The sequence below is a fragment of the Stomatohabitans albus genome, from assembly GCF_036336025.1.
GTDB lineage: Bacteria > Actinomycetota > Nitriliruptoria > Euzebyales > Euzebyaceae > Stomatohabitans > Stomatohabitans albus.
In genome coordinates this window covers 470,742-491,310 of record NZ_JAYKKE010000002.1, presented here as the reverse complement: position 1 = coordinate 491,310, position 20,569 = coordinate 470,742, and the positions used below count along the sequence as shown (strand labels likewise).

At 50.1% G+C, this 20,569-nt stretch carries 16 protein-coding genes; 14 read left to right on the top strand and 2 right to left on the bottom strand.

Annotated features, from left to right (window positions below; genetic code table 11):
- Positions 1–6 precede the first annotated feature (6 nt).
- On the bottom strand, positions 7–2,391 hold the full coding sequence (locus VCU37_RS07185; protein ID WP_336250069.1) for a chemotaxis protein CheW: 2,385 nt from the start codon (positions 2,389–2,391) through the stop codon (positions 7–9).
- A gap of 120 nt (positions 2,392–2,511) precedes the next feature.
- Here VCU37_RS07185 and uvrB point away from each other — a divergent pair, with 120 nt between their 5' ends.
- The 10 genes from uvrB (at position 2,512) to VCU37_RS07135 (ending at position 12,175) form a co-directional block, all read left to right on the top strand.
- The gene (gene uvrB, locus VCU37_RS07180) at positions 2,512–4,548 is read left to right on the top strand and encodes an excinuclease ABC subunit UvrB (RefSeq protein WP_336249954.1); all 2,037 of its coding nucleotides are present in this window, start codon (positions 2,512–2,514) and stop codon (positions 4,546–4,548) included.
- Positions 4,545–5,576: a hypothetical protein gene (locus VCU37_RS07175; RefSeq protein WP_336249953.1), complete on the top strand. Its 1,032-nt coding sequence runs from the start codon at positions 4,545–4,547 to the stop codon at positions 5,574–5,576. The genes uvrB and VCU37_RS07175 overlap by 4 nt, the downstream gene beginning before the upstream one ends.
- A gap of 268 nt (positions 5,577–5,844) precedes the next feature.
- On the top strand, positions 5,845–6,891 hold the full coding sequence (locus VCU37_RS07170) for a metal ABC transporter solute-binding protein, Zn/Mn family (RefSeq protein ID WP_336249952.1): 1,047 nt from the start codon (positions 5,845–5,847) through the stop codon (positions 6,889–6,891).
- 2 nt (positions 6,892–6,893) lie between these two features.
- On the top strand, positions 6,894–7,661 hold the full coding sequence (locus tag VCU37_RS07165; protein ID WP_336249951.1) for a metal ABC transporter ATP-binding protein: 768 nt from the start codon (positions 6,894–6,896) through the stop codon (positions 7,659–7,661).
- Positions 7,661–8,647 (top strand): metal ABC transporter permease, encoded by a 987-nt coding sequence (locus VCU37_RS07160; RefSeq protein ID WP_336249950.1) that lies wholly within the window; start codon positions 7,661–7,663, stop codon positions 8,645–8,647. Before VCU37_RS07165 ends, VCU37_RS07160 begins: the two co-directional genes overlap by 1 nt.
- Before the next feature lie 2 nt (positions 8,648–8,649).
- On the top strand, positions 8,650–9,552 hold the full coding sequence (locus tag VCU37_RS07155) for a metal ABC transporter permease (protein WP_336249949.1): 903 nt from the start codon (positions 8,650–8,652) through the stop codon (positions 9,550–9,552).
- Between the two features lie 79 nt (positions 9,553–9,631).
- Positions 9,632–10,222, top strand: coding sequence for an MptD family putative ECF transporter S component (locus VCU37_RS07150; protein WP_336249948.1), 591 nt, complete (start codon positions 9,632–9,634; stop codon positions 10,220–10,222).
- Positions 10,219–10,941: an energy-coupling factor transporter transmembrane component T gene (locus VCU37_RS07145; RefSeq protein ID WP_336249947.1), complete on the top strand. Its 723-nt coding sequence runs from the start codon at positions 10,219–10,221 to the stop codon at positions 10,939–10,941. Before VCU37_RS07150 ends, VCU37_RS07145 begins: the two co-directional genes overlap by 4 nt.
- Positions 10,942–10,955: 14 nt before the next feature.
- Complete coding sequence (locus VCU37_RS07140; RefSeq protein ID WP_336249946.1) at positions 10,956–11,543, top strand: MptD family putative ECF transporter S component; 588 nt, start codon at positions 10,956–10,958, stop codon at positions 11,541–11,543.
- 35 nt (positions 11,544–11,578) lie between these two features.
- Positions 11,579–12,175, top strand: coding sequence for an MptD family putative ECF transporter S component (locus VCU37_RS07135; protein ID WP_336249945.1), 597 nt, complete (start codon positions 11,579–11,581; stop codon positions 12,173–12,175).
- A 38-nt stretch (positions 12,176–12,213) separates the two neighbouring features.
- Here the strand turns inward: VCU37_RS07135 and VCU37_RS07130 are convergent, their stop codons facing one another.
- Complete coding sequence (locus VCU37_RS07130) at positions 12,214–12,822, bottom strand: TetR/AcrR family transcriptional regulator (protein WP_336249944.1); 609 nt, start codon at positions 12,820–12,822, stop codon at positions 12,214–12,216.
- A 112-nt stretch (positions 12,823–12,934) separates the two neighbouring features.
- Between VCU37_RS07130 and VCU37_RS07125 the strand changes: the two genes are divergently transcribed.
- The 4 genes from VCU37_RS07125 to VCU37_RS07110 all read left to right on the top strand — a co-directional run bounded on the left by VCU37_RS07125 (position 12,935) and on the right by VCU37_RS07110 (position 20,539).
- Entirely contained in the window at positions 12,935–15,205 is a 2,271-nt protein-coding gene (locus tag VCU37_RS07125) for an NAD(P)-binding protein (RefSeq protein WP_336249943.1), read from the top strand.
- Between the two features lie 175 nt (positions 15,206–15,380).
- Complete coding sequence (locus VCU37_RS07120; RefSeq protein WP_336249942.1) at positions 15,381–16,901, top strand: ABC transporter ATP-binding protein; 1,521 nt, start codon at positions 15,381–15,383, stop codon at positions 16,899–16,901.
- A gap of 17 nt (positions 16,902–16,918) precedes the next feature.
- Entirely contained in the window at positions 16,919–18,763 is a 1,845-nt protein-coding gene (locus VCU37_RS07115; RefSeq protein ID WP_336249941.1) for an ABC transporter ATP-binding protein, read from the top strand.
- 12 nt (positions 18,764–18,775) lie between these two features.
- A complete protein-coding gene (locus VCU37_RS07110; protein ID WP_336249940.1) occupies positions 18,776–20,539 on the top strand; it encodes an ABC transporter ATP-binding protein in 1,764 nt (587 codons plus the stop codon).
- The last annotated feature ends 30 nt before the right edge of the window (positions 20,540–20,569 follow it).

Sequence of the window (20,569 nt, the reverse complement as noted above, 5' to 3'; positions counted from 1 at the left end):
CTATTCCTATGCGCTTGCTGATGACTGGAGAAGGTCAGGTGCCTCAACTGCGATGACTGCGTCAACATCAAGGACATCGGTGACAATGCCATTAATAACGGCCGAACCGCGTACTCCTAGAATGTCGCTCGGTCGTTCGATGTCCAGGACCTCATTGACGACATCACTAATGGCATCAACAATGAAACCTATTTGGTTGTCATCGCGCTCATAGACAATCACTTGTACGGTCTCGAGTTGACGGTTTGCGCCTAATCCAAGCGTTTCACCTAACCAAACAAGGGGCAAGATGTGTCCACGATATTGGACGACTGGTTTACCGGAAGCGTATTCGATTCTCGAAGCATCAATCTCTTCTAAACGAGCGACCTGTCGCAGCGGTACCGCCATCCGACCCATCAACGCATGGGGGTCGTCACCTAACCGGAAGAGTAGTAATGGTTCGGCTTCTTTATCAGTTGAAGTGGGTTCTTCAACTTCCCCTAATGCATCGCTCTTACTATTGATGCCTGCTTGCTGGGCAACACCGAGGACATCAAGAATGAGGGCAACGACACCATCACCCATCACCATTGCACCGGCATAGACCGGGATTTCCTTAAGTACTTCACCCAGTGGTTTAACTACGATTTCCGCAGTGTCGTTAACCGTTTCAACCACGAGCCCAAAGTTGGTGTTTTCGGCTTGAAGGACGACGATATTGACGCTGCCATCTTCATTCCCTGACTGTTGAGGTGCGTCGCTTGATGTACCCAAAAGCTCGTCAAGGTAGACCAGGGGGAGGAGTCGGCCGCGTAAGCGATAAACCGGAGTGCCGTTAATCATCTCAATGTCTTTAGACGCTTCTTCAAGACGTACTAATTCAACGAGAGATACTTGAGGAATGGCGTATCGTTCGCCCTGAGATTCAACCATCAGAGCGGGAATAATGGCCAGAGTCAGTGGAATCTTGATGCGCATCGTGGAGCCCTTATTGAGCTCACTGATCACTTCAATAGATCCACCAATGCTCTCAATGGAGGTACGAACCACGTCCATGCCCACACCGCGACCGGATACGTTGGTTACTTTTTCAGCGGTAGAGAACCCTGGATGGAAAATAAGGTTAATGAGTTCACGATCTGAACGTAACTGAGCCTCACTAGCACTCAGCACATTTTTTTCGATTGCAATCCGCTTGATCCGTTGAGGATCAATTCCAGCACCATCATCCTCAATCTCGATATTAACCTGGCCACCTTCATGAAAGGCGCGCAGTTTCAGTGTTCCTGAAATGGGTTTACCTAGGAATGAACGGATTTCTGGGTGTTCGATGCCATGGTCAACCGAATTGCGAACCATGTGGGTCAAGGGGTCTTTAATCGCCTCGATAATCGTTTTATCAAGTTCGGTCTCTCGACCTTCCATCACAATGTCCACTTGTTTGCCCAAGTCACGGGCGATGTCACGGACCACACGTGGGAACTTAGAAAAGACGTTACCGATTGGCTGCATACGGGTTTTCATTACCCCCTCTTGCAGCTCAGTCGTGATCAGGTTTAACCGCTGAGAAGTATCTTGAAGGGATGCGTCTTGGGTATCAAGTTGATACTGCAAAATCTGGTTACGAGCCAGCACAAGCTCGCCAACCAGGTTCATGAGATCGTCAAGTAAATCAACATCAACACGGATAGATGAATCTGCCGCAGATCGACTTATTTTTTGCTCTTGTTGAGGAGCAGGCTCTTCAACCTTCTCGCTGACCGGAGGGGTCATCATAAATAATGACGGATCAATCGCCTGTTGGTCCAATGGCTTGCGACCCGCAGCGTCTAATGTCGTCCCCGCATCAGATGATGAATCAGCAGTGCCATCAGGTGCCACGTCGGTGCCATCAGGAGATGTGGATTGGAGAGCAGACGCAGTATTATCCGTATCCACTGGTGCCGGTTCTGTGGAAGATTCAGCTGGGGGAGTAACGGGCGCAGGCGTAGGCGCTGATGGTGTCGCTGGGGCTTTCGATGGTGCGGCTTCATCATCAGTTACAGCACGGGTAAGCTCTTCGACCAAACGTTCGTAGTTACCGTTGCCTTCACCCTGTGTTTGTTCGATGGAGGTGATGATTTCACGAATGGCATCAACCATATGCAAAAGTACGGTTGTACGGTTTGCGGTTAATACGAGTTCACCATCACGGAGCTTGCTCAACAGGTTTTCACCTACGTGAGCGACTCGCTCCAGTTTATTAAAGCCTAGAAAACCGCTTGTTCCTTTAATGGTATGAACATCTCTAAAGATGTTGGCCAGAATATCCACATTGTGTGGATCGCTTTCAAGGCTTACAAAAAGGCTGTCTAGACGGTCGAGGTTTTCAACCGTTTCAACAATGAACTCATCAATAATTTCTTGCATCTCGTCCAAGGCATGTCCTTAGGAATACGCGCGTGTAGTCGTTGCGCTACTCCATCGGCCCTGGGGTTGAAAACTTGATAAAAACGATCACTAACTTGCAAGGGCGGGCATACTGAGAACATGGCATTACGACGTGAAGGCCGCTTTGAATTGGTCAGCGAGTTCGCTCCGGCAGGTGATCAACCTCAAGCTATCCAGACGGTAGTTGAAGCACTGAATCGGGGTGAGTCCGATGTCACGATGCTCGGGGTAACCGGCTCTGGAAAGACCTACACAATGGCCAACATCGTGCAAGCTGTCCAGCGACCCACCCTTGTTTTGGCGCACAATAAAACCCTTGCTGCCCAGCTTGTCAATGAGTTCCGTGAGTTCTTCCCCAATAATGCGGTTGAGTATTTTGTGTCCTATTACGATTACTATCAACCTGAAGCCTATGTGGTGAGTAGCGACACATTCATAGAAAAGGATTCTTCGGTTAATGATGAGATAGAACGTTTGCGCCATCAAGCCACAATGGGACTTATGACGCGCAACGATGTTCTAATCGTTGCCTCCGTTAGCTGTATTTATGGGTTGGGATCTCCTGAACTCTATGAGCAATACCATCTGATGGTGCATACCGGCATGCAACTGGAAATAGAAACGGCGATGCGTCGGTTAGTGGAGTTGCAATATTCCCGCAATGACATCGCCCATGTGCGTGGAACCTTCCGGGTGCGTGGAGACACGTTAGATGTCATTAGTGCTGAAGGTGAAACAACCTGGCGGCTTGAGTTTTTTGGAGATGAAGTTGAACGGATTCTTAAGGTCAACCCACTAACAGGGGAGATTCTTGGAGAGTTCGACCAGGTTAATATTTTCCCCAACACGCACTATCTCTCTGCTGGGGAGAGCCTTATCCGTGCAATACATGGGATAGAAGAAGAGCTCGAAGATCGCTTAGGGTTCTTTGAACGAGAACAAAAATTGTTAGAGGCCCAACGGTTGCGGATGCGAACCAACCATGATTTAGAGATGCTTCGTGAAATTGGGATGTGTAAAGGTATCGAGAATTATTCTCGTCATCTTGATGGACGCAAACCAGGGGAGACACCCTTTACATTACTTGACTATTTTCCAGATGATTTTCTCGTCATCATTGACGAAAGCCACGTAACTAATCCTCAAATTGGTGGGCAGCAAGCCGGTGATAGGAGCCGGAAGGATACGTTGGTCGAACACGGTTTCCGTCTTCCATCAGCAATAGATAATCGACCCTTATCGTTCGATGAGTTTAGACATAAGGTGAATCAAGTTGTCCATGTAAGCGCAACACCTGGACCCTTTGAATTAGAAGTGTCAGACACCGTTGCCGAACTTGTAATTCGCCCAACAGGTTTAGTTGATCCTGCCGTCGAGGTTCGCCCGACAACAGGACAAATTGATGACCTCATCGAAGAAATCCGCCTCCGTACAGCTGCTAATGAACGGGTTTTAGTCACGACATTGACTAAAAAAATGGCTGAAGATCTTACGGACTATCTTGCCAAAGCCGGCATCAAGGTACGGTACTTACACTCTGACATTGACACGGTTGAACGGATTGAGATATTGCGTGAATTACGTACCGGCGTCTTTGATGTGCTTGTCGGTATTAACTTATTACGTGAGGGACTTGACCTTCCAGAGGTGTCATTAGTTGCCATTTTGGATGCGGATAAGGAAGGATTTTTGCGGTCAACGACATCCCTGATCCAAACCATTGGACGTGCGGCTCGCAACGCACATGGCGCGGTCATTATGTATGCGGACAAGATAACGGATTCAATGCGGGCAGCTCTTGATGAAACTGAACGCCGTCGTACCTTGCAGATGGCCTATAACGAAGCGAATGACATCACTCCTACAACCATTCAAAAGCGGGTGGGTGACATCATTGCACAAACTCGGGCTGAACAAGCTGGGGAGGTATATGTTGCTATTGACGCCAGCAATGCCACGCCTCGTACTAGTATCGGAAATAAAGGTGCCGCTGAAATCCAGCAGATGATTGATGGATTAACTGATGAAATGAATGCTGCTGCATCTGAATTAAAGTTTGAGTTGGCTGCCAAACTGAGAGATGAAATTGGTGAGCTCAGATCAAACCTTCGCGCTGTACTGGAAGCTCAATCGTGACCCCTTTATCTAATACATGCTTAGTCGCTGCTATCGGTATGGTGGCACTTGCTGCTTGTACAGCGCCAACAACCCAACAGATTGCCCCCAAAGAAACGGGTACTCCGTTCCCCAACGATCCCCAGGCATGGCTTGCCCCGCTTGAGTATGAGCGTGCGTTATTGGAGACGTATTTTGACCAACGCTCATCCGCCTTTGACCGTGGAACGGATGATGGCGTGGCATTTCTTGTTGAACATAACTTGGCCGGTCTAGGTGCTACTCCTGAGTCTTGTAAGAACCGTTGGTTTGGCCAAAACCCAGAAGAACATGTCCGTGAGTTGATTACGCCCCAATGGGAAACCCTTCGCCGTGACCCGGCGTGGATGATGTCTGTGGGGCCGCGGGCAGGTCAGATTCTTGGTGATGACATCTTTGTGATAGTCGTGCAGCAAGAATTGACAGGAGACTATTTTTTGTCATCTTCGCACCAGACGAGAATGCATTTTCAAGTTTTAGGGAATAGCGTTCGCAACCTAGTGCTATGTGAACCTATTAAAACCGTGGATATTGTTTCACCTGGACAAGACCCCATATTGGAAGATATTCCGGATGTTCCCCAACAGGGTGTTCCCACCTACACACCCTACCCGCCTGGTGCCCTGCCACCGTACCCACAACAACCACCTCAGCTTCCGCCCCTTCAACCTCCTGTCCAACAGCCCAGTCGGCCATCGGCACCCATCGTCTTGCCGCCGATTCAAGCGACTGGACGGCCAATTGTGCGGCCGACATCGCCTCAGCAACCCAGTCAGGCTCCATCACCATCACCCTCATCGCCACCAACGCCCACGACGCGCCCCAGTACTCGTCCGTCTGAGTCATCACCAAGCAACCCGAATCCAAGTCCAACGGGAACCGGAGTACCCAGTCCGAGGCCAACGACGCCATCTACGAATCCAACTACAAAGCCGAGTAGTGACCCCAAGCCGCTTCCTGAAGCTCCTAGCCCTGGCAGCGGAGGTGGAGCCGATACCGATGGTACGTAGGGTGTGTGAATGCCTAGTTTCTATCGTTAACTGGTCGGGCGACCCTGTGCGTGAAACACGGCAATAGGTTGCGCTGAGTAGCCGGATTCCAAAAAAATCTTATTTTTTTAATATGCGCAAAATCGCATGCAATTAGGCCTTTTGGCCTCAATTCGTCAGTTTTATATGCCTGAACAGCCAAGGTGCTAACGGGGTCCTTCGAAGATTTGCTTGTATTCTCCTGGGGGGTAAGGTTTACTTAACCGCGGTTGTCCGCGTAGGAAAGTAAATGATTGAAAGGATTCCTCCCTTGATCCCCGTAGGAAAAAAACTACTGAACCTTGCTGCTGCTGCCACCTTGGCACTGAGCTTGGCTGCCTGTGCCCAAAGTGGCCAGTCAAGCACGTCAAGTGAGTCAGCTGATTCATCTGAAACCGCTGCAGCTACAACCGAAAGTGCCTCGAGCGAGAGCACCGCAGCAACAACCAGTGAGAGCGGCGCACTGAATGTTGTTGCGACGACCGGGTACCTCGGCGATGCAGTGCGTCAAATTGCGCCCGATGCCGATGTGACGGTCCTTGTTGGCCCCGGTGGTGACCCACACACGCAAGAACTTACGACTCAGGACACTGAAAAGTTAAACAGTGCTGACGTCGTCGTGTGGACGAGCCACGACATGGAACACAAGATGCGTGATCAGCTTGACAAACTTGGTGAAAAGCAAGTCGCTGCAGCTGAAGCCATTCCGGAAACAGACCTGTTGCCCTGGGAAGAGGACGGCAAGGTTGAAGGCTTTGACCCGCACGTCTGGAACTCACCTGATAACTGGAAGATTGTAGTTGATGCGACAGCCAAGAAATTAGGCGAAATCGACACGGCAAACGCCTCGACATACGAAGCCAATGCTAAGGCGTACAACGAAAAGATTGATATGGCGAAAGAGGAAGCCGGCAAGGTCTTAGAGGCTATTCCGGCTGAGCGTCGTATTTTGATCACTGGTCACGATGCATTCAACTACTTCGGTAAGACCTACAACATCGAAATTCACGCTACCGACTTCGTGTCTTCTGAATCTGAAATCTCTGCGGCTGACCTCGATGAGTTGGCAGGTCTAATTGCTGAGAAGAAAATTCCTGTCATCTTCCAGGACAATCTTAAGAACCCAGACGCGATCAACCACTTGAAGGAAGCTGTGCGTGCCAAGGGTGGCGAAGTTGAGGTCTCCGACAAGGAACTCTTTGCCGACTCACTTGGTGAGGAATCTCCGCTCAATACGTACCTGGGCGTCTTTGAATACAACGCCAAAACCATTGCCGACGCATTAGGACAAAGCTAATCATGTTACAAGAAAGCACCTGCCCATGTGCCGCGAACAACCTGACGGTTGCCTACCGGGATCGGGTGGTGCTCCATGACGTCTCCATCGAGGTTCCCAGCGGTGCCGTAATGGGCATCTTGGGGCCAAATGGAGCGGGAAAGTCGACCTTGCTGAAGGCCATTATGGGGCTAGTGCCCTGCCTTGATGGTCAGTCAATCTTTTTTGGTTCATCCTTGAACCAATCTCGGAGGCGTGTGGGCTATATGCCTCAGGCTGCGGAAGTTGACTGGGACTTTCCAACAACCGTCCTGGACGTTGTCACCATGGGGACCTACGGGTCCCTAGGGTGGTGGCGTCGGCCCGGGCAAAAGGAACGCCAGCGTGCCATTGATGCCCTCGATCAGGTTGGTATCGCTGACCTTGCTGACCGCCAAATTTCAGAACTCTCTGGCGGCCAGAAACAACGTACCTTCGTGGCACGAATACTGGCTCAGGATCCTGACTTGTTCTTTATGGATGAACCCTTTGCTGGTGTCGACGTGGTGAGTGAACGGGCAATCCGCAAGGTGCTCACCCAACTTCGTGAGGCTGGGAAAACAATTGTCATTGTTCACCATGACCTCTCAACGGTTCGAGAGTTCTGTACACACGTGACACTCCTGAACCAAGGGCGTGTGGTCGCATCCGGGCCACTCGAGACCGCCTTTACAACTGAGATTGTTCAAGAGGCGTATGGCTTTAAACCAGACATGATTACGTCTACCCCAACCCCTGATGAAGGGTCATAATGTTTGAAGTCCCCATTACTGATTTTATTTTTAACTACACCTTTAGGACCATGTTGATTGGGTCCATGATGATTGGGGTGTTCTCTGGTGTACTCGGGAGTTTTTTGTACCTCCGTCACCAATCACTCGTCTCAGACGTCATTGGTCACTCTGCGATTTTGGGTGTAACGGGGTCATTTGTCTTTGCGACATTAGTTCTCCAGGTCAATGGCCGTTCGATGTTGACGTTGACCATTGGTGCGGTGATTGCTTCAACTCTCGCAGTCCTGTTAGCAAACTGGATTGCAGCCGATTCGCGTATTGGCATTGATGCTGCGATGGCTATTTGCCTAGCCTTATTCTTCGGTGGCGGCATGATTATCATGCGGTTCATTATTCGATCGAATCTGCCAAAGCGTGGTGGTATCACCGACTACGTCTTTGGTAATGCAGCCACCCTTGTGAATGACGACTTAGTCACTATTGCAGTATTTGGGATATTGGCACTCAGCGTTACTGCATTTGCGTGGAAAGAGTTCAAACTCTTTTCCTTTGATCCTATCCAGGCAGAAATGATGGGGTTTAAAGCCTCAATTATTAGCCCACTAATGCTGACAACCATCACAGTTGCTGTGGTCATTGGGGTGAAGGCGGTCGGGCTGATTCTAATGATTGCCTTTGCGATTATGCCTGCGGTTGCTGCTCGTCAATGGACGAATCATTTGTTTTCGATGGTGTCGCTCTCGGGTGCGATTGGTGCCATCAGCGCCGCCATTGGTTGCTATCTTTCAGTCAATCTCGGTAGCGTACCAACAGGACCCGTCATTGTGGTTGTCCTTTCAGTCGCGGTCATTGGTTCCTTCCTCTTCGCACCGCGGGGTCTTGTGGCTCGCCGATCCAATCTCGGCAAGGCTGTTCAAGCAAGTCAAGATGAATCAGCCACCATGGCTGATGAACCCGATTCGTCAGTGAATGAAGTACCAATCGTCGTACTTCAGGGGGAGTAGATATGGGATTTATCACGGCTGTCGCCTTACTCGCCATCGTCAGTGGACTCACATGCGCCCTGCCAGGCACATTCTTGGTCCTCCGTCATCAATCAATGCTTGTTGAAGCGATGTCTCATACCGTGCTGCCTGGCATTGTTATTGGGGTATTGATTAGTGGATCAACCTATTCACCGATCATGATTGTGACTGCCACATCTATGGGAATCATTGTGGTGCTCGGTGCACACTGGATCCAAAAAACTGGACTCGTTGTAGGCGATGCGAACCAGGGCTTGATTTTCCCGGTGCTCTTTGCCATTGGCGTCTTGATCCTATCGACCACACTTTCTCAAGTTCATATCAGTGAAGAAACGGTACTAGCTGGTGATATCAATTTGATGGCACTTGAACCAGAGCGCATCATTCTTAACGGGATAGATATAGGCCCACGGATGATGTGGATTATGCTGAGTGTCTTTTTGAGCGGCGCAGCGCTCATGGCGATTGCCTATCCCGTACTCAAAATCTCAACCTTCGATCCGGTCTTGGCAGAATCCATGGGTTTACCCGTCAAGATCGTTGATTTCGTATTGATGATTTGGACAAGCCTCACTGTTGTAGTTGCGTTTAATACGGTGGGCGCCATCTTGGTTGTGGCATTAATGATTGTGCCACCAGCAACTGCACTCTTAGTTGCGAAAACACTGCCACACATGCTTGCCATTTCACTCGGCCTTGCGTCAATAACAGCGTTGATAGGGTTTTATATTGCACTGCAATTTGACCTTGGTACCGCCTCAACCATGGCGACTTTTAACGGAATTGTTTTTCTGGCCTTCTTTATATTCTTGAAGCGTAGGCGACAAAATGTAATTGATGAGGGCCACCACGAACCAAAGGGCATGGCAGTCCATGCTCACTAGTTCAGCAGCAGCCAGGTCCGCCTGGCTGTTTTTTTTAATATTCACATACTGATTAATAGATAGTCAGGAAAGGTGCTCCATGAAAAGTCAATCAATCTCACCGAAATACCTTATTAACATGGGTGTATTTAGTGCTATCTATCTTACTGTATTACTTACGGTGGGAATGATTAGTACGTTTGGACCTATTTTTATGCTTGTTGGATGGGTATTATGTATTTTAATTAACGGTGTAGTTGTTATGCTGTATTTGAAGCGGACACCTATTACCGGAACATTTACTGCTTTAGGTTTATTTGTGGGTGGTCTCTATGTGATTATGGGATCGTTTTGGTTTGTTATTATTGGCATGGTTATCTTAGGAATACTCTGTGATGCTATTGTGTGGTTTGGTAGTCCAGAGTCTAATAAGAATAAAATATTCGCTTATGGCGTATTTTCAATGTGGTATATTAATGCATTATTCCCAATCTTTTTTAATAGTGAGAATTACTTTAAAGAAATAGCAAGATACACCAATAATCAGGCGTATGCCGATCAAATGCAACAGATATTTACACCGGCATCAATCGTTGTTATCGCCATTGTTTTGTTTGTTGTTGGTTGTATCGGTGGCTGGTTAGGAACCAATATTCTGTCCAAACACTTTGTTAAAGCCGGTATCGCATGATTACGCCAACCCAAACAGGTTGGTGCCAGCTCGACCCCCGAACCAAGCTTGTCGCTCTGCTCGTTGTTAATGTGTTGGCCTTCGGGCGTGGGAGTTTGCTTGCGCCGGCTATGGCCTACGTATTTGTATGCATTCTGCTCACCAACGCGATGCGGTGGCAAACCTGGATCGGCTATGTCGTTATCATTCCACTCTGTGGTTTTTTGGGTATTGCCGCACCAAGCATCTGGGGCCATTGGGCTGTTGTCCTAATTGGGATGGTCTGTTATTGGACATGGCGATTTGGAATCAGTATCGGAATGGCCTACTACGTGGTGCGCACCACAAAAGTCTCGGCCTTCATCGCGGCGCTTCGTTCCTGGCGGGTTCCGCAGGTCGTTATTGTTCCCGTTACCGTTATGCTGCGGTTTATTCCAACCGTTTTACGCGAACTTCACGCCATTGTTGACGCGATGCGGTTGCGTGGTGTTATCGGAAGCGGGTGGCAAATGGTGGTGCACCCTATCCAAACCGCTGAATATGTTGTTGTGCCACTACTGGCGACGACCACGCGTATCAGTGATGACCTCACGGCCTCAGGTATGCTTCGCGGCCTCGGTCGGCCTGGCGAACGTACAAGTGTTACGCCGGTTGGTATGGGTCTATCCGATGTCATCGCCCTTTGTGGTGTTGTTGGCCTAGCGCTATTACATATGCTCAATATTCCCCTCGTGTTTTGAAGGATGGAGGATCAATGCCTGTCGATCTCAGCACAAAGAACCTCATTAATATCGGGGTCTTCACTGCAATTTATTTTGTCATTTCATTCGCATCTGGAATGCTCGGCATTATAGGGCCGCAATTTATCCTTGTTGGTATGGTTATCGGCGGATTGATTAATGCAGTAGTCATGATGCTCTACCTTGTCCGCACACCAACCATAGGGGCACTAACAATTACAGGTTTTGTTATTGGTGTTCTATTCTTTTTTACTGGCCATACATGGATTAGCATCATCGTAAATACTATTTTTGGGTTTTTAGGTGACCTCATTTGTGCTTCAGGTCAGTTTAAATCACGTTGGAAAAACATTCTTGGATATGCTGTCTTTACGCTATCGGGTATTAGTCCACTCATACCAATATTTATCAACAGTGATGAATATTTCGCGTTAGTAGCTGAGCAAATGAATAACCAGGCGTATGCTGATCAAATGCGTGCTATTTTTCAGCCCACATCAATGGTTCTGATGCTTGTAGCAGTATTCTGCATCAGTGTAGTTGGTGGATATATCGGCACAAAGGTACTCGATAAACACTTTGTACGCGCGGGAATCGTCTAGACGCTATCCATCTTCGTTTACTGAGGAAATGGTATATGGCTACCCGATATTTTAATCCTAAATACCTCGTCCATGTAGGGGTATTTAGTGCCATCTATATTGTGGTCTTTCTCACTACAGCCGCACTCGGTATCTTTGGCCCACCATTTCTATTTCTCGGTTGGGCCATTGGCACGGTGTTAAACGGCACCGTCTTAATGCTGTTCCGGCTGCGTGCGCCTTGCTTTGGCGCCATGACGCTTTTGGGGTTACTCGAAGGGTTGATTGCCGTAGGAAGCGGGTACCCCTGGTACGTTGCCCCATTAACGGCCCTTCTCGGAGCCGGTGCGGATGCTATTGCCCAGCGAGGTGGTTTTACGAACCGTACGCTCAATATGATCGGCTACGGGGTATTCGCACCTTGGATAGCCCTTCCGTTTCTTCCCATTTTGGTTAATAGCCAAGCCTATTTCGATATGTTGTATGCGAAGGCTCGCAATAAAGCATTTGTTGCGCAACTCGAACACTATCTCAACGGCACAACCGTAATCCTCTGGATGGGAACGCTCGTGCTAGTCGGGCTGGTTGGTGCGTGGTTGGGAAACCGGATCATTGCCAAGCACTTTGTCAAAGCGGGGCTTGTCGATACCTAGACCATGCACTGGGCTGCGCTATCAACCTGGTTGCACCATCATCGGAGGAGAATGTCAATACATCGTGTATTGATCCTCTCCGCATACGCAATACGCGCTGATTCACTCGGCATTTCTGTGCCCAGCAGACCGCTCGTGAGCAAACTGGCAAGGCCGTGGACGTGCGACCATAACACCGTTTCTTGCTCGTGGTCTGCGTGATCGCTATCGATAAGGCGAACAAGATCACGAAGTGCAGTTCGTGCACGATCACCGTGGCGTTGTACATCGGGATAGTGGCTGTGGTCAATCATGTCATTACGAAACATAACTTGAAAGACACCAGGGTTACGTATCGCAAACGTCACATAGGCATTCGCTGATGCAATGGCTGCACTATGAGCACCCAGGCTAGACACCTGGGTGTTGGCATATTCCAGCGCATCTGCCAGCTCACTAAATCCTTCAGCGACAACAGCTGCAAGAATGGCCTCTCGATTGGGGAAGTAGTGGTATGGCGCTTGATGGGTACATCCGGTTCGTCGTGCCACTTCACGCATACTCAGCGCCGCGGGTCCACGTTCAGTGAGGAGTGCTCGACTCGTATTGAGCAACCGAGTGCGTAAATCATCGGTTCCCTCGGCCTGCACTGATTCTCCCGTTGTCATACCGCCAGCCTAGCCATCTTTGGAAAGGCCAAATCCTCCCTCTCAGATACTTGACAGTGTCTAGCTGTGTTATTAGGCTAGACACTGTCAAGTAGATGGGATGGGGATAGTAATGGGTACGTACGATGCAATTGTGATTGGGTCTGGGATAGGGGGATTGACTGCCGCTGGGTTACTTGCTCGTGTTGCAAAGAAACGGGTATTGGTACTCGAACGCCACATCGAACCAGGTGGATTGACTCACTGTTTTCGCCGGAATGGGGCCAGCTGGGATGTTGGCATTCATTACATCGGTCAGATGGATCCAGAGAGTCCATCTCGCCAATATTTGGATTTACTCACCGGAGGTGCACTCCAATGGAATCGAATGCCAGACGGGTTTGAGCGGTTCATCTATCCCGACATGGAATTTGTCGTGCCGTCCGATCCGATGGAGTACCAAGCGCAGCTCATGGCGCAGTTTCCTGACGAAGGTGGTGCGATACGTCGATATTTCCGTGACATCAAATGGGTAACACGCTGGATAACATTGCGAATGGCCAGTGGAATGACCCCACCATGGATTGCTCCTATCCTCATCGGATTGGGAACGCTAACTAATCGGATGCCACTGCAAACTACTAAACAATATTTAGAGCGCCGATTTTGTTCCCCCCAGTTGCGCGCTCTACTTGCGAGTCAGTGGGGCGATTATGGTCTCCCACCAAGTAAAAGTGCATTCGCTATTCATGCGTTGATCGTCAACCACTACTTACAGGGTGGCTGGTTTCCTCGTGGTGGAAGTGCCCAAATTGCCAGAATGATTGAACGCCAGATTGAACATCAGGGTGGGGCTGTCAGAGTAGGTCAACATGTCTCGCGTATCCTCATCGAACAAGGGCGCGCTGTTGGGGTGCATGTTCATGACATAAGAGGGGGCAACACTGGAGATTGCATATATCGGGCGCCATTGATTATTTCTGACGCTGGTGCCCGAGTTACGTTTGAATCGTTGTTGCCCAAGACGGGGAAGATTGGTCGGCGTACCGCAAAACTTCGTAAGGCAATCGCCGCAATTGGGCATGGAACATCGGTGGTAACTGTTTATCTTCAGTTAACACGCCATATCCACTCAATTGGATTGAATGGAGAAAACCTCTGGATATATACAGGCTTAGATCATGACGCTATGGCGAATAAGGCCGCAGCAGCATTGGTGTCTGGCCAGCCATCTTCAGCATTTGTTTCATTTCCCTCGGTGAAGGCTGGTGAACAGAAGCATCATACCGCAGAGATTATTGCCTTCATTGACGCCAACGCTTTCGAACCGTGGAAGCGTCAGCCCAAAGGTCAACGAGATACTGAGTATCTTGCGTTAAAGACACGGATTGGGGCGGGATTGATTGATCTCGTTGATCAAGCAGTTCCAGGATTTGGCGCGCTTGTTGATCGTTTCGAAGTGGCGACACCGCTAACCATTGAACATTACACCGCACATCCACAAGGAGCGTTCTACGGATTGCCTGCAACGCCAAGGCGTTATCAGGCCAAACCTTTGGGGCCACGTACGCCCATCCCTGGCCTGTTATTGTCCGGCCAAGACGCTGGTGAACTTGGCATTATGGGCGCAGTAATGGGTGGTGTTGCAGCCGCTAGTCATGCTTTGGGACCGCGTGGATTTAGCCGAATTAATCGGGCATTAGGTACACCAACTCACCAAATGCCAGATCGCTCGTCCTTACTGCCACCGGATAAATACCGTGTCACCATCACTCAAAAGGATCGGCTTACACCAAGCATCTGGCAGCTCACTTTGGCAGTAGATGGAGAAGTTCAGGCATGGAAGGCTGGGCAATTTGCTCGCCTCCGTGTCCATCCCTATGTATGGCGTGACTATTCAATTGTGTCCCTTGATGGAAACGAACTCAAACTGCTTGTGAGTACCCGAACGGGAGGCCATGGGTCGCAGTTTATTGAGCAGATAGCGGCTGGTGTGTCTACGACTGCGGAACTTCCATTAGGTCACTATCAATTTATTGATGACGATACACGCCCCATTTTCATTGCTACTGGAACAGGCATTGCACCATTTATTCCGATGTTTCGTCAGCTGGATGATAGTGGTCAACTAAAAGATGCCACACTGCTCTTTGGGAGTCGCGGTAGTGAAGATGATCTTCTTCTTCAATTGGACATACCGCTACCTGGAAGATGCATCCGGTGTTATAGCCGTCAGTCTGATGCCAATGCGAGGGCGGGGCGAGTGACAGATGTGCTTCACGAGTACCTGGATGATATCGACGATTCATCCTTTTATATCTGTGGATCAGCAGCTATGGTCAACGACAGTGCCGCCTATCTCCGGTCACATGGGGCGCACCACCTCTATGTCGAAGCCTTCTAAGGGTCATGTAGTCACAGAAACACTCCTACTTATGGCCACCAATCCCTACTTGTTCTCAAACTTAAGTTCTCCTAAATTATGTGTTGAACGGTTGTAGTAGCTGTTCAGAGGTACAACCCATGGACCCATGGTTGATACCTGGTGTTTGGCATAAGTGTTGAGTTGAGAAGGTTGCATGAACGACCCATCGGTACGTATTGAACATGCCCAGTTCTCCTATCAAGGAGGACATGAGGCGTCTGGTGGGTTTGATTCAACGACATCGTCTGTTGAACAGTCCCATACCGTGACGGCGCTGCGCGATATATCCCTCCGGTGTGAGCCTGGCACCATTACGCTCATTTGTGGCGCATCGGGAAGTGGCAAATCAACGGTTTTGCGCTTGATTAATGGGCTTGTTCCTCACGTCAACGAAGGTACGTTGACGGGTACGGTACAGGTAATGGGTGAGTCTGTACCTGATGCGCCAATAGAGGCCCTTGGTACCCATTCAGAAACGGTATTCCAGAATCCACGTACGCAGTTTTTTACCTCAGAAGTACTTTCTGAATTAGCGTTTCGGGGTGAAAACTGGGGGAAAGCGCCCGAGACCATTCTCAACCAAGCCATGATTGCCGCAAAACAAGTTGGCATCGAGGACCTCCTTGACCAGGAATTAATGAACTTGTCAGGCGGTCAGCTTCAGAAGGTCGCGTGTGCGCAAGCGCTTACCCCACAACCACCCGTACTGATTTTTGACGAGCCGACGTCAAATCTCTCACCTGAAGCAATTGATCAGATGGGTGAATTGCTTCATACCCTCAAAGCGGCTGGTCATACGATTATTGTGGCCGAACATCGTCTCTACTTTCTGCGTGATCTGGCTGACCATGTTGTGGTTATGGCGGATGGTGCTATCGCCCACGAATATGACGGCCCCACATTCTTTAACCTTTCAGAAGATGACCGTCAAGCACTCGGCCTCCGTACACTTGTTGATCCTCGAACCCCATTGGGGCCATCAGTGCATGACGGTACGGATAAGCGTGAACATGACGATGGCTTAGTACTTGACCAGGTCCGATTTTCCTATGGAGATAAACGGATACTCGATATTGACCATGCAGCGTTCCGATCCCACACGATCACCGCGATTACCGGTGATAACGGTGTAGGCAAAAGCACCCTAGCCCGTGTGCTGTGTGGCCTTGCCAGACCAGCTCGTGGTGGTGTTATCAAACTCAAGCACAAGCGGGTGCGTTCTCGCCAGCGGCTGAGTGAAACTACTGTTGTTATGCAAGATGTGCATCGTCAGCTTTTTGGTGAATCGGTATTAACCGAGGTGATGATTGGACAAACTGGGGAGGATGCAACAACCCGAGCTAGGGACGTTTTGCGCGCGCTCGGCTTGGCCGGTACTGAGGAGCGGCATCCCCTGGCATTGTCTGGTGGACAAAAACAGCGACTTGTTGTTGCGGCCGCTGTCGTTGCAGACAAGTCGGTGTACATCTTTGATGAACCAACCTCTGGGGTTGACTACCGCCATTTGAATGGGATAAGCGCGCAGATGCGCGAACTTGCTGACCGTGGGGCGGTTGTATTGGTAATTACCCACGATCCAGAACTCATTGCCACCTGTGCGGATCAGATCGTACGCATGGAGTCGCTTGACACGATTGGTACGGGTCAACCTCAACTCTCATTCCATCTTCCCTGATTGAAAGGAGGCTGCTCATGACAAGCAGTACAACGGAATCCCAATCAGTATCTACACAAGCTAATAACTACAACCTTGGTGGGTCACCCCCTGTGCGAGTAGATCCGGCAGAGATGGATAATAAAGCCAAGGACAAGGCGGGGCGTAAAGCTTTAAATGCACTCACGGGCCCAATTCGTATTGAGTTGGGTATTGGACGGGTGATGGCATTTATATCGGCGATCCTTGCCATCGCCCCTTATGTTGCACTTGTTGAAATCGGGTCGATTCTCTTCACCGCCCAACAAACCGGTGGGCCGATTGACGGCGATGCACTTTGGGGCAACGTCTGGCTTCTGTTGGGCAGTTTCTTACTTCGCATCGTGATCTATGTATTCGCCCTCAGCCTCACGCACTTTGCTGATGTGAAGTTCAGGTCATACCTGCGCACCCTGATGCTTGACCGGCTTGGTCGTGCCCCGCTTGCCTGGTTCACGGCAATTAATTCTGGACGGGTACGTAAAGCTATCCAAGATGATGCCGCCCAAATTCACACCCTCATTGCGCACGCACCCGTAGAAATGACGAGTGCGATTGTCCAACCAATCGCCCTATTGGTGTATGCCTTTTATATTGATTGGCGGTTGGGTATCGTGGCCATTCTCAACATCCCAGTCTTTGTGGCGGCGTATGCCTACATGATGCGTGATATGGGTGAAAAAACAGCCGAAATGGACACCCGCTTGGCCAAAGTATCGGCCACCATGGTTGAGTTTGTGTCGGGTATCTCTGTAGTGAAAGCCTTTGGTCATGTTGGAAGGGCGCACGCTCAGTATCAAACGGCGGCAGATGAGTTTGGAGCGTTTTATCTCGCCTGGTGCGAACCGATGCTCAAAGGGAATGCCATCGCAATTACGTTTATATCCATACCAGCGATGCTCCTGGTCAACCTTGGTTGTGGGGCACTCCTGGTGAACGCCGGCTATGTCAACCCAGTACAGGTCTTAGCAACCACCCTCATTGCCCTATTACTCCCAATGGCGGTCATGACGGTGGGCATGAGTACCTGGGCGTATCAAATGGCGGGCGGTGCCGCACTACGGATTCAAGAAACCCTTGACACCCCGATTCTTGAGCCACCGAGCGTGCCACAAACACCATCATCCTATGATGTAGCATTCCACGATGTCAGTTTTGCCTATGGTGACACCGTTGCCCTCGAACACATTGATTTAGAACTTAAAGCTGGCACCGTAACTGCCCTCATTGGTCCGTCTGGATCAGGCAAAAGTACGTTGGCAACGCTCGTTGCCCGCTTTGCAGACCCCGACGCCGGTTCGGTGACGATTGGGGGCGTAGATATTCGTGACATCGACCCAGATCACTTGTATCGCTACGTCGCCTTTGTTCTTCAAGACCCGCAACTCATTCAAGCCACGATTTATGACAACATCGTGATGGGACGGCCCCACGCGACCAAGGAAGAAGTGGAATCTGCTGCACGTGCGGCATATATCCATGATGAAATAGCCGCGTTCCCGAAAGGCTATGAAACGGTCATTGGTCAAGATGCCAATGTGTCAGGTGGACAAGCACAACGCATCGCCATTGCGCGGGCACTCCTCATTGATGCCCCCATTCTCATCTTGGATGAGGCGACGGCTGCGACCGATCCAGATTCCGAAGCTGAGATTCAACAAGCATTGAATGCACTGGTCAAAGACCGCACGGTCCTAGTTATCGCCCATCGGCTCAGCGCTATCACTGGTGCTGACCAGATTGTGGTCTTGGAGCGTGGTCGCATTGTGGCCCAAGGGGCACACGAACGGATTTTAGATAATCCGCACTATCAAACCCTATTGGCGATGAATGGTATGGCATAGGGAGACGGCGCTATGAATACATTTCTTGCAGATCGAACATTTCTTCTTCGCTTCAAACGGCTACTCTCAGCTAGAGGATTAGCCTACTTTGACCGTGGTGTGCGCCTTGCGACTCTCAATGGGGTGATCCGAGGCCTTGCCTTGCTAACCATCCTCCCCGCACTCACGACATTGATTGATGGTGGTACTGCGTGGGGCTTACCGTTTTGGGGTTGGATTGCCGCTATTGCCATACTCACCGTACTGGCTGCAATTGTTGAATATAACTTAGCGATTGCAGGGTTCAGGGGTGCTTTAGATCTCGCTACCAATGTGCACAACACCTTGGGGAGGCAAATCGCCAAGATTCCATTGGGCTGGTTCACTGCTGAGAGCGCCGGGGTCTTTTCACGGTTGGTATCTAAGGAACTCCTGATGCTCGGTGAGACGGCTGCGCACTTCATGTTGCCACTCGTTCAAAATGCAGTGGTCATCGTCATGCTAATTGTGGGATCGTTTATTTGGAACTGGCTCCTTGGGATTGCCTTTGTCGTATCTATCCCAGTACTGATTGGGTTCATGGCTTTTGCCCAGTGGTGTCATGGCAAGGGTAAGGAGATTTCAGAACCAACCGAAGAAGAACTTGCCGCTCGACTCATTGAATTTGCCACCTCCCAGGGCACGATTCGCGCTTGTGGATTGGGTACCGACTATCCCCAGCTCCGTCAAGCCGTCGATGATAATCAAAAAGCAGGCACGGTGAACTTGTGGTACTCCACTGCGGGGCTTGTCTCCACAGGCGTACTTACCCAGATCATTATCGTGACACTCGTGGTGCTCGCCACGTGGCTCACCCTTTCTGGCACGTTCAGTCCTGTGGAAGGCATTGCCTACATCGGGATGAGCCTTCGGTTCTACGATTTACTCATCGAAGTACAAATGCCACTCATCGGGCTTGAGGACCGCCGCCCAATATTCGATTTGATTGATGAGTTGTTCGACGCCCCAACCCTGCCACAGGTTGAGCACAGTGAGCCTTCAACGACACGTGGCAGTATCACGTTGAAAGATGTGCACTTCGGTTATCAACAACATGAGCCAGTCTTGAATGGGGTATCACTGATGGTTCCCCCCAAATCAATGACCGCCATTGTGGGGCCTTCAGGCTGTGGTAAGACCACGATTGCGCGGTTGATCTCACGGTTCTATGACGTTGATTCTGGCGCAATTGGTGTTGGTGGAGTCGATGTCCGTGACCAAACCACAGAAGACCTCATGGACCAGCTTTCCATGGTATTCCAAGATGTGTATCTCTTTGATGACACGCTTGAATCCAATATTCGTGTCGGGCGAGAAGATGCCAGTGATGAGGATGTCCTGTGGGCAGCTCGCCTTGCCGGGGTCGAAGAAATCGTGGAGCGCCTACCAGATGGCTATCAGACCCTTGTTGGTGAGGGTGGACGAAGCCTCTCTGGTGGTGAACGCCAGCGTGTTTCAGTTGCCCGAGCGTTGTTAAAACGCGCCCCAATCGTGTTATTCGATGAAGCAACGTCTGCCCTTGACGCTGAAAACGAAGCCAATATCGTCGCCTCAATGGAGGCACTACGCAACGATGCCACCCTTGTCGTGATTGCTCACAAACTGGACACGATTCGTGCGGCGGATCAAGTCATTGTAATGAATGCCAATGGCACGATTGCGCAAGTTGGCACCCACGACCAGCTTGTGCAAGAACCCGGCCCTTACCAAGGGTTCTGGGAACGGCGTAGCCAAGCTTCAGGATGGAAGCTTGTCTAAATCTCGATTCAATCGCATAGGTGCAGCCGG

Bases quoted from the DNA above. Each gene is read 5' to 3' on its own strand.
- VCU37_RS07185 (WP_336250069.1), bottom strand. From the start codon at position 2,391: ATGCAAGAAATTATTGATGAGTTCATTGTTGAAACGGTTGAAAACCTC.
- uvrB (WP_336249954.1), top strand. From the start codon at position 2,512: ATGGCATTACGACGTGAAGGCCGCTTTGAATTGGTCAGCGAGTTCGCT.
- VCU37_RS07170 (WP_336249952.1), top strand. From the start codon at position 5,845: ATGATTGAAAGGATTCCTCCCTTGATCCCCGTAGGAAAAAAACTACTG.
- VCU37_RS07165 (WP_336249951.1), top strand. From the start codon at position 6,894: ATGTTACAAGAAAGCACCTGCCCATGTGCCGCGAACAACCTGACGGTT.
- VCU37_RS07160 (WP_336249950.1), top strand. From the start codon at position 7,661: ATGTTTGAAGTCCCCATTACTGATTTTATTTTTAACTACACCTTTAGG.
- VCU37_RS07155 (WP_336249949.1), top strand. From the start codon at position 8,650: ATGGGATTTATCACGGCTGTCGCCTTACTCGCCATCGTCAGTGGACTC.
- VCU37_RS07150 (WP_336249948.1), top strand. From the start codon at position 9,632: ATGAAAAGTCAATCAATCTCACCGAAATACCTTATTAACATGGGTGTA.
- VCU37_RS07145 (WP_336249947.1), top strand. From the start codon at position 10,219: ATGATTACGCCAACCCAAACAGGTTGGTGCCAGCTCGACCCCCGAACC.
- VCU37_RS07140 (WP_336249946.1), top strand. From the start codon at position 10,956: ATGCCTGTCGATCTCAGCACAAAGAACCTCATTAATATCGGGGTCTTC.
- VCU37_RS07135 (WP_336249945.1), top strand. From the start codon at position 11,579: ATGGCTACCCGATATTTTAATCCTAAATACCTCGTCCATGTAGGGGTA.
- VCU37_RS07130 (WP_336249944.1), bottom strand. From the start codon at position 12,822: ATGACAACGGGAGAATCAGTGCAGGCCGAGGGAACCGATGATTTACGC.
- VCU37_RS07125 (WP_336249943.1), top strand. From the start codon at position 12,935: ATGGGTACGTACGATGCAATTGTGATTGGGTCTGGGATAGGGGGATTG.
- VCU37_RS07120 (WP_336249942.1), top strand. From the start codon at position 15,381: ATGAACGACCCATCGGTACGTATTGAACATGCCCAGTTCTCCTATCAA.
- VCU37_RS07115 (WP_336249941.1), top strand. From the start codon at position 16,919: ATGACAAGCAGTACAACGGAATCCCAATCAGTATCTACACAAGCTAAT.
- VCU37_RS07110 (WP_336249940.1), top strand. From the start codon at position 18,776: ATGAATACATTTCTTGCAGATCGAACATTTCTTCTTCGCTTCAAACGG.